At 52.4% G+C, this 16,850-nt stretch carries 13 protein-coding genes; 9 read left to right on the forward strand and 4 right to left on the reverse strand.

What is annotated here, in order from left to right; genetic code table 11:
- Window positions 1–35: 35 nt before the first annotated feature.
- On the reverse strand, window positions 36–935 hold the full coding sequence (locus WFJ73_RS21320; RefSeq protein ID WP_336774959.1) for a LysR family transcriptional regulator: 900 nt from the start codon (window positions 933–935) through the stop codon (window positions 36–38).
- Window positions 936–1,056: 121 nt separating this feature from the next.
- Here WFJ73_RS21320 and WFJ73_RS21325 point away from each other — a divergent pair, with 121 nt between their 5' ends.
- The gene (locus WFJ73_RS21325; RefSeq protein ID WP_336774960.1) at window positions 1,057–2,517 is read left to right on the forward strand and encodes an MDR family MFS transporter; all 1,461 of its coding nucleotides are present in this window, start codon (window positions 1,057–1,059) and stop codon (window positions 2,515–2,517) included.
- A gap of 100 nt (window positions 2,518–2,617) precedes the next feature.
- Complete coding sequence (locus tag WFJ73_RS21330) at window positions 2,618–3,289, forward strand: response regulator transcription factor (protein ID WP_336774961.1); 672 nt, start codon at window positions 2,618–2,620, stop codon at window positions 3,287–3,289.
- A 256-nt stretch (window positions 3,290–3,545) separates the two neighbouring features.
- Here the strand turns inward: WFJ73_RS21330 and WFJ73_RS21335 are convergent, their stop codons facing one another.
- Entirely contained in the window at window positions 3,546–4,277 is a 732-nt protein-coding gene (locus WFJ73_RS21335) for a GDSL-type esterase/lipase family protein (protein ID WP_336774962.1), read from the reverse strand.
- 118 nt (window positions 4,278–4,395) lie between these two features.
- The gene (locus WFJ73_RS21340; RefSeq protein WP_132308397.1) at window positions 4,396–5,253 is read right to left on the reverse strand and encodes a class II fructose-bisphosphate aldolase; all 858 of its coding nucleotides are present in this window, start codon (window positions 5,251–5,253) and stop codon (window positions 4,396–4,398) included.
- A gap of 624 nt (window positions 5,254–5,877) precedes the next feature.
- Here WFJ73_RS21340 and WFJ73_RS21345 point away from each other — a divergent pair.
- Together WFJ73_RS21345 and WFJ73_RS21350 are read left to right on the forward strand one after the other, a co-directional pair.
- Entirely contained in the window at window positions 5,878–7,578 is a 1,701-nt protein-coding gene (locus WFJ73_RS21345) for an Hsp70 family protein (RefSeq protein WP_336774963.1), read from the forward strand.
- Between the two features lie 3 nt (window positions 7,579–7,581).
- Complete coding sequence (locus tag WFJ73_RS21350) at window positions 7,582–10,125, forward strand: J domain-containing protein (RefSeq protein ID WP_336774964.1); 2,544 nt, start codon at window positions 7,582–7,584, stop codon at window positions 10,123–10,125.
- Between the two features lie 47 nt (window positions 10,126–10,172).
- On the opposite strand, the gene WFJ73_RS21355 is transcribed toward WFJ73_RS21350, so the two are convergent.
- Window positions 10,173–12,353 carry a YhgE/Pip domain-containing protein gene (locus tag WFJ73_RS21355; protein WP_336774965.1) on the reverse strand — a complete coding sequence of 727 codons (2,181 nt, stop codon included), beginning with the start codon at window positions 12,351–12,353 and terminating at the stop codon, window positions 10,173–10,175.
- 135 nt (window positions 12,354–12,488) lie between these two features.
- Here WFJ73_RS21355 and WFJ73_RS21360 point away from each other — a divergent pair, with 135 nt between their 5' ends.
- From WFJ73_RS21360 to WFJ73_RS21380, 5 genes are all read left to right on the forward strand, one after another.
- Window positions 12,489–13,292 carry an S-layer homology domain-containing protein gene (locus WFJ73_RS21360; RefSeq protein ID WP_336774966.1) on the forward strand — a complete coding sequence of 268 codons (804 nt, stop codon included), beginning with the start codon at window positions 12,489–12,491 and terminating at the stop codon, window positions 13,290–13,292.
- Window positions 13,293–13,368: 76 nt separating this feature from the next.
- Complete coding sequence (locus tag WFJ73_RS21365) at window positions 13,369–14,022, forward strand: GntR family transcriptional regulator (RefSeq protein WP_336774967.1); 654 nt, start codon at window positions 13,369–13,371, stop codon at window positions 14,020–14,022.
- 147 nt (window positions 14,023–14,169) lie between these two features.
- Window positions 14,170–15,144, forward strand: a complete 975-nt coding sequence (locus tag WFJ73_RS21370) for a metallophosphoesterase family protein (protein WP_336774968.1) — start codon at window positions 14,170–14,172, stop codon at window positions 15,142–15,144.
- A gap of 35 nt (window positions 15,145–15,179) precedes the next feature.
- A complete protein-coding gene (locus WFJ73_RS21375; RefSeq protein WP_336774969.1) occupies window positions 15,180–16,004 on the forward strand; it encodes a metallophosphoesterase family protein in 825 nt (274 codons plus the stop codon).
- 21 nt (window positions 16,005–16,025) lie between these two features.
- Window positions 16,026–16,811: a tyrosine-protein phosphatase gene (locus WFJ73_RS21380; protein ID WP_336774970.1), complete on the forward strand. Its 786-nt coding sequence runs from the start codon at window positions 16,026–16,028 to the stop codon at window positions 16,809–16,811.
- Window positions 16,812–16,850: the final 39 nt, after the last annotated feature.

Raw genomic sequence — 16,850 nt, forward strand, 5'->3', positions numbered from 1 at the left:
ACAAGCGTCAGCCGCAGCGGGCTGGCGCTTTTCTTTTACACTTCTATATAATCGAGAAACTTCCGGGCGAGCCGCTGCTGGCTGCCTTTCTTGGAATAGATGCCGCCAAACGTACCGCTCGCATCCAGACGGTAGCCGGCCAGCGGAACGGCCACAATCCTCCCGCTCTCCACATACGGATCATCCCTAAGCATTAGGCTGGACATCAGACTGATGCCAAGGCCCTCCGCGACGCTGCGCTTTATGACCTCGGGGTTAGTTGTCGTGAAAATAACGTTAATCCCGCCGCATACCTGTTTAATATCCTCCGTCACACCGTCCCAGAAGCTGCTTGCCGACATAATAAACGCATGATTGGCCAGATCCTTCAGCATAAGTTCCTTGTTAAGTGCCAGCACCGAATCCCGGGGTACAATCGCTTGCAGCTCCCCTTTATATTGAAAGGAGTGGAAGGCAATCGGTTCCGGCAGTCCGTCGCTCGTATATTGGTTAAGCGAGATTAAACCCAATTGGGCTTTATCATGAACGATTCGATCGATCACAATCCTGCTCTCCAGCTCGATAACCATCACCTTGATTTGAGGATAATCCTTCTTGAACCTCGCCAGCGCCTTAGGCAAAAAGGTCATGCTTAGGCTCGGTATCGTCGCGATGATCAGTTCGCCCTTATAAACGGAAGTAATGGATTGGACCTCGTCCTTAATCTCGTCGACCTTCATCAGAATTTCAAGCACCTTCTTGATGATCGTTATGCCATCCTCGGTCGGCACGGTTCCGTTACGGGAACGCTTGAAGAGCGGAATGCCGATTTCTTTCTCCAGCTGCGAGATGGATTGGCTGATTGCGGATTGGGACACATGAAGATTTTGCGCGGCCAGCGACATGGAATTCGTCTCGAATACTTCCTTCACATATTCCAATTGTTCGATATTCATGTACTTTCCTCCGCCCTTTATATTAGCGTTGCTTATATTACCATCAACAATAGATGGTATCCCATCTGAATTCATTATATTATAATCGACCTCACTTGAATAAGTGGAGTGTGAGGCATTTATGAATGCGAAGCAAGACGGCAGCCGGTTCTGGTTCGTTATACTCGCGATCTTTTTCGGCAATTTCTCTTCCATCTTGAATTCGGGAACGGTAACGGTTGCCTTGCCCTTCATGATGAAGGATCTTCATTCGGACCTGAACGATACGCAATGGGTAACAACCGGCTTTATGCTCGCTATGGGATCAATCGCCCCTATTGTTGGTTACTTGGGGGATAAAATCAGCTATAAACGGCTTTATATGTTCTCGTTGGTCGGCTTTCTGATCTGCTCGATCTTATGCGGCTGCTCCTGGAATATCGGTTCCCTCGTCCTCTTCCGGATCCTGCAGGGCCTGTTCTGCGGGGCGATTCTACCCGCAACGTTAACGATCGTCTATCAGGCGGTTCCGGCGGAAAAGCAAGCGCTTGGCGTCAGTCTTTGGAGCGTAGCCAGCATGTTCGCTCCGGCCATCGGCCCAACCCTTGGCGGCTTGCTGACGGAGTATTACGGCTGGAAGGCCATCTTCTTCATGAACATCCCGCTTGCGCTATTGGCAATCGCGCTGGCTTCCCGTTACCTGCCGATGCAGCAGGCCAACAAAGGCAGCTCCCTGGATCTAGCCGGACTGCTCACCGCCGTAACGGGCAGCACGTCCCTGATGATGTATTTCACGCAAGGGAATAAAATCGGCTGGTTTTCCGGCTGGGGAATCCTATGGATTACGCTTGGCGTAGTCAGCATTGCCTTGTTCATCTGGCGGGAGCTGACGGCGAAGACGCCTCTCCTTAATCTCCGGGTTTTCAAGCACACAACCTTCACCTTTGGCATTGTCGTCAACTGTATTTTGACCATCGGGTTGTATGCGGGGGCCTTCCTGCTGCCGATCTATATGGAAAACGCCCTTGGATCCTCATCCCTGACAGTAGGGCTTATGATGCTGCCGGGCGCCTTGCTCATGATAGGAGCTTCTCTGCTGTCGGGGCGGCTGCACGGGAAAATTCGTCCGGAATATCCGCTGCTTGGCGGCGCCTTTCTGCTCATCATCGCGACATGGGCGTTCAGCCGTCTATCCCTGACAACGTCCTATGCGTTTATCATCGGATGGATGATCTGCCGTTATGTCGGGCTTGGCTTCTCGTCTCCGAATATCATGACGCTCTCGATGAGCGCTATTCCGAAGGAGTCTACCGGGCATGCTTCCGCGATAACGAACTGGCTCCGCCAGGTCATTGCTTCCTTCGCGATTGGCATATTCAGCTCGGTTTATTCGGTCCGGACGCAGACGCATTACACGGAGCTTAACGCAAGCGCAAACGGCGCAGCGAAAACCTCCCTGCAGGAGACCGCTTCCGTCCTCGCCATGAACGATACGTTTATCGTGGCATGCATCGTTACGGTTGTTGCGATTCCGTTTATTGTTGTTCTGAGTTCCCGTTCCCGCATCACCGGCAAAAAAGCAGCTTCGACCGTTTCCAAATGATATTCGAAAGCCCCTCTATATCGGCATAGAGGGGCTTTCGCCGTCTGAGAATGATATAATTTACCTTATACAAGCCCGCGTGGAGCAGGAGGTAAAGCCGTTGTTTCGCATTATGATCATTGAAGACGACGAGAAGATTGGGCGGATTGTCGCCGACGCGTTACGCAAATGGCAATATGAAGTCATCGAGCTGACGTCCTTCGACAACGTACTTGGTGAGTTTGCGGCCGCGCAGCCCCATTTGGTGCTGCTTGACGTCAATTTGCCCGTGTTTGATGGGTTTTACTGGTGCCAGCAAATCCGAATGGCTTCGAAGGTGCCGATTATTTTTAGTTCATCCCGCAATCAGAATATGGACGTCATTATGGCGATTAATATGGGCGGGGACGACTTCGTGCAGAAGCCGTTTGACCTTGGAGTGCTGGTGGCAAAGGTGAGCGCGCTGCTCCGCCGCAATTATACGTATCAGGACGACAACCTGCAGATGTCGCACCGACAGCTTGTTTTCCATCTGTCGAATTCTTCCGTGCAGAACGGGGACCAGACGGCCGAGCTGTCGCGCAACGAGTTTATTATTCTGCAGACGATGATGCGCAGCATCGGCAAGATCGTCTCGCGCGATGATCTGATGCAGGTGCTGTGGAACGACGAGCAGTTTATCGACGATAATACCTTGACGGTCAACGTCAACCGGCTGCGCCGCAAGATCACGATGCTTGGGCTGGAAGATTTTATCGCGACCCGCAAAGGAATGGGGTATATCATCGAATGAGCTTCTGGCGATTCCTGAAATACGAACGGCCTGCCCTCTCCTCTTGCTATCTTTAATATAGACAGATCGGAGAGAGGCATCCATCGAAGTAAGATCGTTCCAGGTGACGTTTTTGTCACGATGGCGGTCGGCGCCCGCCTGCCTCGGACTGTTCCCGGGTGCTTGCGCCCCTGTAACACGGTTTTTTATGTAAGACGTCGCTAAAATCATTGCATAAAAAATTGCCGTCCTTATGACCGGACGGCAACGGCTACACTTACTTAGTCCCGATAACCTTTCGCAGCGCATCCGCCCACAGCTGATAGCCTTGCTCCGTCAAGTGGCAGGTATCGAAAGCAATCTCGCGCGGCAGCGTTCCGTCTTCGGCTAGCATCGACGGCCCGATATCAAGGAAGATCAATCCCAGCTCAGCGGCCAGCTCAGCGTACAGCTCGTTCATCCGGCCGATCAGCTTGCGGCGCGGATCCTCCGGAGACTCTTCGCGCGGGAATACCGCCATCAGGATAATCTTTGCGGCAGGGGCATGCTGACGAACACGCTCAACTACCGCGCGTACGCCGTCGCGCACCTCCTCCGCCGTGCTGGAACGGGCGTTATCGGTGTCGCTTGTATTATTTGTGCCGATATTGATAACGACCCACTCCGGAGAAAGTCCTTCGAACTGCCCGTTGTCCAGGCGCCACAATACGTTTTGCGTCCGGTCCCAGCCGAAGCCAAGGTTAAGAACCCGGCGGCCTCCGAACACGGATTCCCAAGCTTGTCCCGTTCCATGCTGGCTTGCAGAGGCCGGAAGCCCTCCCCAGAAATGCGTAATCGAATCGCCGATCAAAACGATTTCCGGATTAATCTCAGGCTTGATCCTCAGCACCTGCTCATGCCGCTCCCACCAGTCGTAGCTGTCCTCTTCCAGCTTGGTCGCCGGAATAACGGCCGTATTTACCGTATGCGTTTTCATTAACTTGTTGCCTTCTGCTGCCGTCTTATTCACTTGAATCACCCTGTCCCTATGATTTGACTCTATTATAGCGGAGCGTGCTTGACTTTCAACCACAAAAAAAAAGGCTGAACAGCCGCGAGAGGCAGCCGTTCAGCCTTTTATATCATTCTTACGCTTTGTTCGAGGAACCGAACTCGCGGATTTTACCGATAACGGTTTGTTTGATCGCTTCGCGGCCTGGAGCCAGGAATTTACGCGGATCGTATACGTCGGAGTCTTTAGTCAAGATCTCGCGAGCAACTTTAGTGAACGCGATTTGGTTCTCTGTGTTCACGTTGATTTTTGCTGTACCACGAGCAATCGCTTTTTGGATATGCTCTGTAGGGATGCCAGTACCGCCATGCAATACGAGCGGAAGCTTGATTGTTTGGCAGATTTCTTCCATTTCGGCAAAGCCCAGTTTAGGCTCGCCTTTGTAAGGGCCGTGAACGGAACCAAGAGCTGGTGCCAGGCAGTCGATGCCAGTACGTTCAACAAGCTCTTTGCACTCTTTAGGGTCAGCGTAGATAACGCCTTCAGCGACTACGTCGTCTTCTTGGCCGCCAACTGTACCCAGCTCGGCTTCAACGGAAATGCCGCGCTCGTGAGCGTAAGCAACAACTTCGCTAGTGATGCGAACGTTCTCTTCGAACGGATCGTGCGAAGCGTCGATCATAACGGAAGTGAAGCCAGCGTCGATCGCTGCTTTACATTTGTCAACGGAGGAACCGTGGTCCAGGTGGATGGCAACAGGAACCGTGATTTTCATTTCTTCGATCAGGGCTTTAACGATGTTTGTTACCACTTTGAAGCCGCCCATATAACGAGCTGCGCCTTCAGATACGCCCAGGATTACCGGGGATTGCTCTGTTTGAGCAGCGTCAAGGATCGCTTGCGTCCATTCCAGGTTATTGATGTTGAATTGACCAACAGCGTAACCGCCTTGCAAAGCTTTGTTCAGCATGTCTTTCATTGATTCCAATGCCATTGTTAAATCCTCCTCAGATAAATGACTAGACCTTTCAATCATACCCAATTCAACTGCTGTTATGCGGTTCCAACCGGCAGATCTATCGGCCCGAACGGAATGGGCGTATGTACTCGTTCACGTTCTCTTTAAGTCAATATGTTATCACAAAATTCGGCATAAGACTACCTATTGGAGGTCAAGCTCCTTTGTCGCAGAGCAAACCAGATTAATTTAAAAATTGTAAGCGCTATAATAGAAGCGATTAATATTAGCGCGATCCAGAAGGCCGCCGCCAGCCACGGAGAGTCCTGAAAGGGCCCGCGATAGACGACAAAACCCGAGTCGTGGTACTGGAAATCGTCGTAATGGCTATCCGTTCGAAACAGGCTTCTTACAAGTCTATTGTTCGTCAAAACAAGAAGAGCTGCAATGATCACCCCAAGCAAACCGCCCTGCCATATCGTTGCTTTTACACTCATCGTTACCATTCCCAATCTTTAAAATAACTACTTTTAACCTTCTGCTATTTTACCATTATTAAACAAAGTTTTGTTGTTGCCTCCTCGAAATGATGCAGGATCTTTATAAACGGCAGGCGAAATAGGTACATAAACAACGAAAAACCGCGAACGTGGAGGAACTATGACGATTATCGGAATCGATTTGGGTACAACGAACAGTTTGGTGTCTTACTGGACCGAACAAGGTCCCGCTATTATTCCTAATGCTCTGGGGCAGTCTCTGACGCCATCAGCGGTAAGCATAGACGAGAACGGCGAATTTGTTGTCGGACAAATCGCCTTGGAAAGGCAAATCACCCATCCCGGCATGAGCGCCTCCGTCTTTAAACGGTATATGGGAACGCAAAAGAAACTAAAGCTTGGCGATCAGGAGTTTCTGCCGGAAGAGCTGTCTGCTCTTGTTATCAAGGCCTTGAAGGAGGATGCCGAGCATGCGCTTGGCAAGCCGGTTCACGAAGCGGTCATCAGCGTTCCTGCTTACTTCAACGACCTGCAGCGGAAGGCGACCAAACGGGCCGGCGAGCTTGCCGGCCTGCGGGTCGAGCGGCTCATTTCGGAGCCTACAGCCGCGGCCATTGCTTACGGCCTGCATCTGCGCGATGCCGATACCAAATTTCTCGTCTTTGACCTTGGGGGAGGCACCTTTGACGTATCGATCCTCGAGCTGTTCGACGAGGTCATGGAGGTACGCGCAGTAGCCGGGAACAACTATCTGGGCGGAGAGGATTTCACCCAGCTCCTGGTTGATCTGTTTCTGAGGAAGCATCAGCTTACGGCAGATACGATTGGCGACGAAAAAAGCTATGCCCGATTGAAGAAGCAAGCCGAGCTGGCCAAGAAGGCTTTTCTCCAGAACAAGAAGGTTACGCTCAGCTTCCAGCAGGAGGACAACCTGCTTGCGATGGACATAACCCTGGACGAGTTCGAGCAAGCGGCAAGGCCACTTCTCCAGAAGCTGAGGGAACCGATCGAACGGGCTTTATCCGATGCCAAGCTGAAGGTTCGCGATATGGATGCCATTCTGCTCGTCGGCGGAGCGACCAGACTGCCTTTTATCCGCTCGTTCGTCAGCAAGCTGTTCGGCAAGCTGGCTTACGCGGAGGTAAATCCCGACGAAGTGGTTGCCGCCGGCGCGGGCATTCAAGCCGGTCTTAAAGAACGGCATATCAGCCTGAAGGAAGTTATTCTGACCGATGTATGTCCATTCACTCTCGGAACTTCCATATCCGTAAGAAAAGCGCATGGGCTGCAGGAGGCCGGCCACTTCTTCCCGATTATCGAACGCAATACGGTTATTCCCGCAAGCAGAGTGGAAAAGTTCTATACCATCTCCGACAACCAGACCATGATTAAAGTCGACATCCTGCAAGGTGAAGGAAGATTCGCCAAGGACAATATCTACCTGGGAGAGCTTAATGTCCCTATTCCTCCGAGACCCGCCGGTCAGGAGGGAATCGATGTCCGGTACACCTATGACATTAACGGGCTGCTGGAAGTCGAGGTTACCGTCATCTCCAGCGGGGTGAGGAAAAGCATAACGATCGAGAAAAACCCGGGCGAGATGACAAGCGAAGAGATTGCAAGCCGGATTGAACGCTTATCCTCCATCAAGATTCATCCAAGAGAGCAGCAGGAGAACAAGTGGATTATCGCCCGGGGGGAACGTCTCTTCGAGGAGCGGATTGGCGATGATCGGAAAGACGTAGCTACTCTGCTGAAGGAATTCGAGGACGTCCTTGATAAACAGGATCCCAAGATGATTGGCGAGCAGCGCAAAATCATACTCGCGGCGTTTGAAACCATTGAAGCCAAAGGAGAATAAACCATGCGTTTTTTTGAAGTACTTCGTCTAGAGCCTACGACGGATCAAACGGCGATCAAGAGAGCCTACACCCGTCTTGTCAAAATGTACCCGCCCGAGACTCTCCAGACGGAGTTTCAAGAGCTTCGCGAGGCCTATGAACAGGCGGTTGCTTACAGCCAATTAGACGGGGTCGAATCAGACGGCCCGGATGATCCTTTGCTCCAGTTCAAAAGCCAGGTCGAGAAGCTTTACGCGGATTATAACGCCAGAGTTAACGTAAACAACTGGAAGCTGCTGCTCGAGAGCGAGATTTGCCACCATCTCGATACAAGCGAGGAAGCAAGCCGGATCGTGCTGGATTTTTTCGCCGACCATTATTATCTTCCCCATGCCGTATGGGCCGCGTGCAATGAACAGTTCGGCTGGGACAGGAAAAGAGAACAGCTGCTTGAAGGCTATACGGAAGGCTTTGTCGACTATCTCATGGGCAGGATCAAGCGGGATAACTTCTTCCGCTATGATAAGCTTCTGTTATGCGAGAACGGCCAGCAGGATATTTTTATCAGCCATTATTTCGAGGGGATGAACACCCTTGAGCAATTCGACTACTATACCTCACTGCAGGCTATGAACAAGGCGCAGGAGATTGATCCCGGCCACCCTGATTTATGGATACTGAAAGCGAAATACGATATGGCCGTTGGCAGACTCGAGCAGGCTCTTGATCAATTAACCGAGCTTACCCGGCAGGATCCGCATGATTATTATGCAACTTACTACCGTTCCGGCTTGTTGTACCGAATGGGTCATTATGAAGAAGCCTACGCCGGCTATCAGTCGATTCTGCCATTGAGACCAGAGGCTACCGATGTCTTGTTCTCTCTCGGAAAATGCGCGGTAAGCATTGGCCTTTATAACGATGCCACAGGCTATTTGAAGCAGCTGGACGACATTTTGCCGCATGATGAAGAAGTCATTAGCCTACTCCTCTCCGCTTACCGCTTCCGCATTGACGAACTCATCACGATATATCGCGATGAGCCCGAGAATATGGAAGCCGGGCATGAGCTGGTTGCGGCTTACCTGGCCTGCCACCAGCTGGAAGAGGCTTACCAGCTCCTTACGGAATTGGAGGAAAAGCATCCGTCCGTCAGGCTTTATGTACAGATGGCGCAGGCGCTTACCCGTCTCGGAAAGAGAGAGCTGGCTCTCACGACGGTGAATAAAGCATTGGACCTGTTCCCGAATGAAGTCGACCTCCTCATGTGGAAAGCTGATCTTGTTGAGGAATTCGGACAAATGGACGACGCCATCGCTTACTACAAAGAAGTAATCCGGCTGAAGCCGGACGAGGCTATCGCTTATAATAACATGGCTTTTGTGCTGAACCGTCTGGCACGTTACGAGGAGGCGCTGGCGAGTGCGGAAACGGCCGTTTCCTACGACCCTTCCATGTCTAATTCCTATAGACACAAAGCAGAGGCCTTGTTAAATCTCGAGCGTTATCAGGAGTGTTACGAAGCCTGCGAGGCTGCTCTTGAACGGAACAAATTTTACACGGAAGCTTATATTACGGAAATGAAGCTTTATAATGCCGTGGAGCAATCCCATAACGCCCTCGACGTGTTTAACCGTGCCGCCCGGCTTGATTTGAAGGACGGTCAATTGTATGTTCAGAAAGCGCGCGCTTTAAAACTGCAGGAGAATTATCAGGCAGCTATTCAGGCATGCGAACAGGCTCTTGAATTGGACGAAAACCATAAGGAAGCCATCAAGCTTAAAGGAATCTGCCATTATGATCTGGATCAATACCAGGAAGCGCTTCTGGAGCTGAACAAATTAACGGAAGAGTACCAGAAGGAAGAGGAAGCCTGTTACTATGCCGTGCTCAGTTATTATCTCAATCACCAGCCGGAAGAAGCCTTGAGGCTGGCCCTTGCCGTCATTAACCGCGGAGCCGCAAGACCGGAAGTATTTTATCATGTCATCGGGGATGTCCATAGGGACAAAGAAGACCGTGAAGGCGCCCGCGAGGCGTACCAGATGGCCGTCGATTATAATCCGGAGTGGCCAAGCTACCGCTATAAATTAGCACTCCTGTTGAATGATAACCTTACTTGGAGAGAATGCATCGAGCATTTGGACAAGGTCATCGAGCTTGATCCAAACGCCATTGAGGCTAGAGAATCCAAGCTTCATGCGTTATTTACCCACGCCCAGAACTTTGAGGCCTGTATTCAGACCAGCCTGGAGCTTCTGGAGCTGGATCCCGACAACAGCGATGCTTACGACTTCCTCGCGTGGTCGTATTACATGCAGGAAAAGAAGGAAATCGCAAAGACATATCTTCAGGAGGGTCTGCAAAAGCATTCCGACCATGTGTCCATGCTTCATATCAAGCTGATCATGCTGATGGAAAGCGACCAGTCGAGAGAGGCCTTAGCCGTATGCGACCGCATCCTCGATCTTGATCCTCAGCACGAGGATACGTTAGCCCGCAGAAGCGAGCTGCTCGATGCCGGGCAAGGAAGCAAGAAATCCCTGTTCAAGTGGCTTAAAAAGTAAATGAAGCTGCCGGTCCTTGGAGACCGGCAGCTTTTTTTATATCCTCATTAGATCTTAACCGGCATCTGCTGCTCATCCCGCTGCTTCTTCGTCAAGGCGAAATATAGGCTCGTCAGAAGGACAAAGATCACAACGTAAAAGGCAAGCCGCCCGGCCTGCGCCCACATATGAGCAAAATCACCGCTCGAGATCACATCCCTGTAGCCGCGGATGCTATAGGTCATCGGCAGCCAAGGATTCATCGCCTGCGCCCAGCCAGGCAGCAGCTCATACGGGAAGGTGCCCGCGCTTGAGACAAGCTGGAAGATCATGAGCAGCAGCACAATGAACCGGCCAGGATTATCGAGCCAGGTCACAAAGGTCTGAACAACGAACATAAAAGTAAATCCGGTTAATACGGTATACAGATAAAATAGCGGCACGCTCTGCACCTTTAATCCCAGCACGTATAGAATTACCGTGCTTAATATAAGGGATTGCGCAAGACTCATCACGCCGAAGGTGAGCAGTTTGCTGAGAAACAAAGGAAACCCGTCCGCTTCTTCATCCGCCGATCGCCTAGCCGAGAACATCGTCGTGAAAACAAGCGAGCCCGCAAACAAGGCCATAGACAGAAAATACGGAGCGATCCCGTTGGCGTACAGCCTCACCTTGCGGTCGTCATTCGCCACAATCGTAACCGGCTCGGCAATCATCTGGATCGTCTTCTCGTCCGCCTTGAGGCTGGCTGTCTGCTCGGCAGCGCTGCCCAGATTGTCCGCCAGCTGCTGTGAGCCGGTGGCCAGCTTATCCGCTCCGGTTGTCAGCTCACCCGCGCCGGATGCCAGCTGCGAGGCGCCGCTTGCAAGCGAAGCGCCGCCGGCCTCGAACTGCGAGATACCGGACTTCAGCTTCTCCGACCCTTGCGCCAGCTGCGCTGCGCCTTGTCCAAGCTGCTTGCTGCCCGATACAAAGGCCGGGAATTGGGCCGCCATTTGCGATAAGCCGTCACGCAGCTGATCCTGCGCCGTCGCCAGCTGCGAGGCGCTTTGCAGCAGCTTGCTCTGACCGGCGCTAAGCTGCTTGCTGCCCGCAAGCAGCTTCTGCTGCCCGGCATTTAAGGTGCGGCTGCCCGCAAGCAGCTGCTGCTGGCCCTTGCTCAGCTCCTTCGCGCCGCCAGCTACCGCCTGGCTTGCCGCCAGCAGCTTCTGCATTGCCGGATCGGCAGCCAAGTCGGCATTGCTGCCCGCCAGCTGCTTGAGGCCCGCAGCTAACTGGGCGCTGCCATCGGCCAACGTATCGCTGGCGGCAGCCGATGCGGTCAGCCCCGTCTCCAGCTGCTTGCTGCCGGCCGCGGACTGCTGCAGGCCGGCGTACAGATCATCCGCCCCGCTCTTGGCGGACTGGATTCCGTCCTTCAGCTGACCCGATCCATCCGCCAGCTTATCGGCCCCCTGCTTCAGCTGCGTTGACGCCGCGCCTAGCTGCGAGGCCCCGGATGATAAAGTTCCCGCGCTGCTGCTTAGCTTCGACAGCCCCGTGTTCAGCTCCGATGCCCCGCTTTCCAGCTGGCCGACGCTGGCGTGAAGCTTGGCCGCACCGCCTGACAGCTCCTGCAGCTTGCTGCTTAGCGTCCCCGCTCCACCCTTTAATTGCACTGCGCCGTCACGCAGATCAAAAGCCCCGGCCGCCAGCCTGGAAAGGCCGCTTGAGAGCTCCGAGAATTGAGAGAGCATGCTTCTCGAATACGCCTCGGTCAGATTTTGCGACAGCCTGTTTCGCAGCTCCTTTGTCGCATTTTCGCTGATCTGCCCGGATATAAAGTTATAAAAGCTGTTCGATTCGAAGATAATATCCGCCTTCTGCGGCGTGTTGCTCGTTAAAGAGGACGCATGCTCGGAGAAATTGTCCGGGATCGTAATCGTCGCGTAATACCGGTTGCTGACCATCCCCTCGCGGGCAGCCTGCTCGCTGACAAAGCGCCAGTCGAAGGTCTCGTTCTCCTTCAGCTCCTTCACGAAGTCCTCGCCGACATTCATCGCTTTCCCTTGATATTCCGCACCTTTATCCAGATTGACAACGGCAACCGGCAAATTCTGAAGCTTCCCGTAAGGATCCCAGTTCCCCTTGATCAGGAACCCGCCGTACAGCATCGGCACGATAGAAACGCCAAGAAACGTAATGATAAGCATTCTGTTTTTCAGAAAATAACCCAGGTCCTTCTTAAACACTCGAAACGGATTAGCCAATTCGTATCCATCCTTTATCTGTCATTCATTGTGCACCTATTGTTTCCTATGCCTTCCACTTCCATTCGACAGCTATTGCATTTATAATCTCGTACACTTTAGTAGAGAACTACATTTTGAAGGGATGCGATGCTGATGAGTCGATGGAAAGCCGTTGTGCCGCTGCTAATCGGTTGTCTCTTTACCTTTGCAATAACGGGCTATGCCGCCTCCCAAGCGGCATACGAAGAAGCGGAGCAGTCATGGGCCGCCCCGGCTTTAAAGGAATGGCTCGATCTCGGATGGCTGCAGGGCTATCCGGACGGGACGATTAAACCGGAGATGCCCGTGACCCGGGCGGAGATGGTATCGATGATCAACAGAGCTTTCGAATTGAGCGACGCGGCCCCCTTCTTTTATCAAGATGTCAAGACGTCCGACTGGTTTTATACCGAAATAGGCAAAGCCGTTCAAGCAGGCTACATACCCGAGGGAGGCAACGGCCGGATAAGACCGGAGCAGATCATTACCCGGGAGGAAGCGGCGCTTATGCTCGCAACCCTTGTTCAGCTGGAGCTTCCCAGAGAACAGGACACCCCATTCAAGGACAATGAACAGATTCAGGAAGCAAGCCGCGGAGCCGTCGCGAACTTAGCGAAAAAAGGAATTGTGCAAGGCTACCCGGACGACACCTTCCGGCCGGCGGAGCCGGTCACTCGCGCAAGCGCTGTCAGCATGATCGACAGGCTGCTGAAGTCCGGCATCGTGAACCGGACTTACTCGGCTCCGGGTACTTATGGGCTTGAATCCGCTGTCGAGACGGTGTACGGAGACGTTACGATAGCGGCTCCTGATATTACTTTGCGGGATTTGCATATTAAAGGGGATTTGATTATCAAGAACGGTAGCGAAGGTTATCGCCTTATCGATGTCGTAGTGGATGGCGACACGATCGGCTGACATCAGCTTGCCTATAGCATTGCTTTCTGTTTATTTGGTACTATTAGTCTAAAAAACAGATAAAGGAAAATACGCTATGTCTTCTTCAACCTCATTAGAATCTATCGCTTACCGCGAAATCCGGGAACGGATTATGCGGGCTGAATATATGCCGGGTTCCATGCTATCGGAGAACGAGCTTGCCGCGCAGCTTGGCATGAGCAGAACGCCGGTCCGCGCCGCTATCTCCCTGCTTGAACGGGAAGGGCTTGTAGGCTCCTTCCGGGGACGGGGCGTTATGGTAAAGGAAGTATCCGCCCACGAATTCAGCGAGATGTACGAGGTTCTTGTTTCCATGCAGCTGTTCGTGCTGGACACGGCCGCCAAGCGGCAGTTAAAGTTCGATATAGCATCTATGGAGCAAGTACTCGAGCAGCAGCAATCCGCCTTGGAGCAAAAGGATTTTTACGGCTACTACAATAGTACTTTGCAGTTTACCGAAACGATCCTAAAAACGATCCATAACGAAAGCATGCTGCAAATTATGGAGCTCTATCGCGGCCGTTACGTGTTCAGCACCGTATCCTACCGCATGAAATATCCGCAATATCAGCCAAGCCGTTCCATTCAAACGAACCGCAGTATTCTGGAAGCGATCAAGAGCGGCGATACCGCCGCGGCTAAAGCCGCCGTCGCCTCGCAATACTCGGATACCCACGAGCATTTCATCCTTCATGGCTTAATGAAATAAATAGTGCCAGACCCGCAGCCGGAAGTCCTTTGGACTTTCGGTTTTTGTTTTGCCTTTTACAAATATTCAATCCCACGATTACACACAACTTACATACAACCTGCATACTAAACGGGAAGATAGAGATTCGAGGAGGTAACGTAAAAGATGACAACCATTCAATTAGGCAAAACTTCGGGGATCTGGTACGACGAAAAGCATTTCACTACAGACAAACGTCCATGGTTCGGCGAGCTTCCGCAGCTTCCGGCAGGAGATTTCTCCTTCGCGGTCGTAGGCGACCGCTGCGGTCTTGCTACGCCAGGCGTATTCGAGAAGGCACTCGGCCTGCTGACCGATCTGAAGCCAAGCTTTATTCTCTCCGTTGGCGACTTGATCGAAGGCTACTGGCGCGACCCGGCTAACGTCCATGAAGAGTGGGACGAGATTGATGCCAAAATCGCAGCGACAGGCGTTCCGTTCTTCCAGGTTGTCGGCAACCATGATTACGGCAATCCGATGATGGCCGACGTATGGAGAGCCCGCAAAGGCTTCGAATATTACGCTTTCCGCTTGAACGATGTCCTCTACCTGATCGTAAACACCGAGAATCCGCCTCAAGAATTCCCGGATGCTCTCCTCGACACCATTAAGCAAGCAACCGAGCTTTTCAAGCAAAACCCTGCTACTCCGCTGGAGCAATTATTTAGCGGCATGGCAACTATGACGCCGGAAGAAGCGGCCGTATTCAGCAAGCTCGAGATCGGCATTGGCGAAGAGCAGCTGGCCTTCTTCCAAGAAGTATTGGAGAACAACAAAGACGTAAAGCACACGTTCGTGACGATGCATAAGCCGGGATGGAAATCGGATAACGCGGATTTCGCGGAGCTTGAGCGCATGCTTGAAGGCCGCCCCCACACCGTATTTGCCGGCCACTTCCACTCTCTTGAATATACCAGCAAGCCAGAAGCGTCCAAGCAATATATCCAGCTCGGCCGAACCGGCGGCTTGACGCATGGCGGCAGCCGTTCGGACGAGAATCTGATTCTCTGGGTAACGATGAAAAGCGGCGTACCGTCCTACCGGGTTATCCATCTGGACGGCGTGGACGAGATCGAGAACTACGAGCCGCATCAGCACTAGATTTTATTAAGGATAACAATAGGAGGGTTCTTATTATGGAAAAGCTGAAATTCGTTCACCTGACAGACACGCACATGAATGCGCCTGAAACAAACAATATCTTTTCGAAGCAACAGCTGACTGAAAAAGTAAGACGCGTATTCGGCCATATCCGCGATAACGCTATCTCCCCTGCTTTCGTTGTCATTACCGGTGATTTGTCGCATGAGGGCAATACCCAGGACTATGAATACATCCGCACGATTGTTGACGAAGGCTCCTCGCTGCTTGGTGTACCCGTGTATGTCGTACTCGGCAACCATGACCACCGTGCTCCATTCCGCGAAGGCTTCCTGAAGGAGAAGCCCTCCGAGCAGCCTTACCACTACAGCCACACGATTCAAGGCGTACGTCTGATTGGCCTGAACTCCCAGATCAAAGGCCAACATCACGGCGAGATCGATGCCGAGCAATTGGCATGGCTCGAAGAGACGCTGCGCACGCCGGCTGAGCATGGCACGATCGTTGCCCTCCACCATCCGCTGCTGAACATTAACGGCATGCCAGCGGACCACCTGCTTGCTAATCGCGAACAGCTCGGCGCCGTGCTGGAAGGCAAGGACGTTATCGGCGTTGTAGCCGGCCACGTTCACACCAATAATGTCGGCACGTACAAAGGAATTTGCCATGTAGCGGCAACAGGAACGGCCTTTGGCGGAGAAGCGGCCGAAGACAATCAGTTCAAAATGGTCGATTTCTGCGGCTATAACGTTGTCTCTGTCTTCGAAGAAGGCATCACGGTTCAAACCGTCGTCATGCCGGGCATGCAGGAAGAATTCTTCCGCTTCTCCATGGAAGCTGCCGCCGCCCATAACGAATAGAAGGAAGGTAAAGCATTCATCATGACCAATCAAGTAATGCCCGCGAGTCTGCTTCCCTTGGAGGGAGCCTTCAACTTCCGCGATATGGGCAGCTATCGCACAACCGACGGCCGAACGGTCAAGCAAGGCTTATTGTTCCGCGCCGCGGAGTTAACCGGACTAACGCCGGAGGATCACCGTTTGCTGGAGGGCTTGAACCTGAAGCACGTATTCGACTATCGCAACCGCGGAGAAGCGGAACAAAAGCCTGATCCGCAGATCGGACAAGCCGTGAATATCCGGATTCCCGCCAATACGGCAGCGGAGGATGCGCCAAGCCTTGATCTCGAGCAGGTATTTGCGAGCGGTCTCCACAAGCAATTTTCGAAAAACATGCTGGGCGACCTGTATGCCGCTCTTCCTATCCGGAATGCTTCCTACAAGAAGCTGATGGAGCTTCTCAAAAATCCGGAGGCGAACCTGCCGCTTGTCCAGCATTGCGCTGGCGGCCGAGACCGCACGGGCGTAGGCAGCATGCTGATCCTGCTCACGCTTGGCGTGCCTTACGAAACGGTGCTTGAGGATTATTTGCTGTCCAATGTCACGCTGGAGAAATTCCATCGGCAAATGTTCGATATGGCAGCCCAATACGTCAGCACCGAAGAGCTGAAGGAAGTCGAAGAAGCCATGAAGCTGCAGGAAATTTACCTAAAAGCAACCATGGACAGCATTATCACCGAGTACGGGACATTCGACCGTTATTTGCAAGAGGAATTCGGCATTGACGAAGCAGTGAAACAACAGATTCGAGATTATTGCTTGGAATAGATCAAATTAAAACTTCTACTTATAGCGGAGGGAAACATT

Source organism: Paenibacillus sp. MMO-58, assembly GCF_037146255.1.
GTDB lineage: Bacteria > Bacillota > Bacilli > Paenibacillales > Paenibacillaceae > Pristimantibacillus.

Excerpts from the sequence above, each read along its gene's own strand:
- WFJ73_RS21325 (WP_336774960.1), top strand. The coding sequence starts at position 1,057 with ATGAATGCGAAGCAAGACGGCAGCCGGTTCTGGTTCGTTATACTCGCG.
- WFJ73_RS21320 (WP_336774959.1), bottom strand. The coding sequence starts at position 935 with ATGAATATCGAACAATTGGAATATGTGAAGGAAGTATTCGAGACGAAT.
- WFJ73_RS21365 (WP_336774967.1), top strand. The coding sequence starts at position 13,369 with ATGTCTTCTTCAACCTCATTAGAATCTATCGCTTACCGCGAAATCCGG.
- WFJ73_RS21360 (WP_336774966.1), top strand. The coding sequence starts at position 12,489 with ATGAGTCGATGGAAAGCCGTTGTGCCGCTGCTAATCGGTTGTCTCTTT.
- WFJ73_RS21340 (WP_132308397.1), bottom strand. The coding sequence starts at position 5,253 with ATGGCATTGGAATCAATGAAAGACATGCTGAACAAAGCTTTGCAAGGC.
- WFJ73_RS21370 (WP_336774968.1), top strand. The coding sequence starts at position 14,170 with ATGACAACCATTCAATTAGGCAAAACTTCGGGGATCTGGTACGACGAA.
- WFJ73_RS21380 (WP_336774970.1), top strand. The coding sequence starts at position 16,026 with ATGACCAATCAAGTAATGCCCGCGAGTCTGCTTCCCTTGGAGGGAGCC.
- WFJ73_RS21375 (WP_336774969.1), top strand. The coding sequence starts at position 15,180 with ATGGAAAAGCTGAAATTCGTTCACCTGACAGACACGCACATGAATGCG.
- WFJ73_RS21345 (WP_336774963.1), top strand. The coding sequence starts at position 5,878 with ATGACGATTATCGGAATCGATTTGGGTACAACGAACAGTTTGGTGTCT.
- WFJ73_RS21350 (WP_336774964.1), top strand. The coding sequence starts at position 7,582 with ATGCGTTTTTTTGAAGTACTTCGTCTAGAGCCTACGACGGATCAAACG.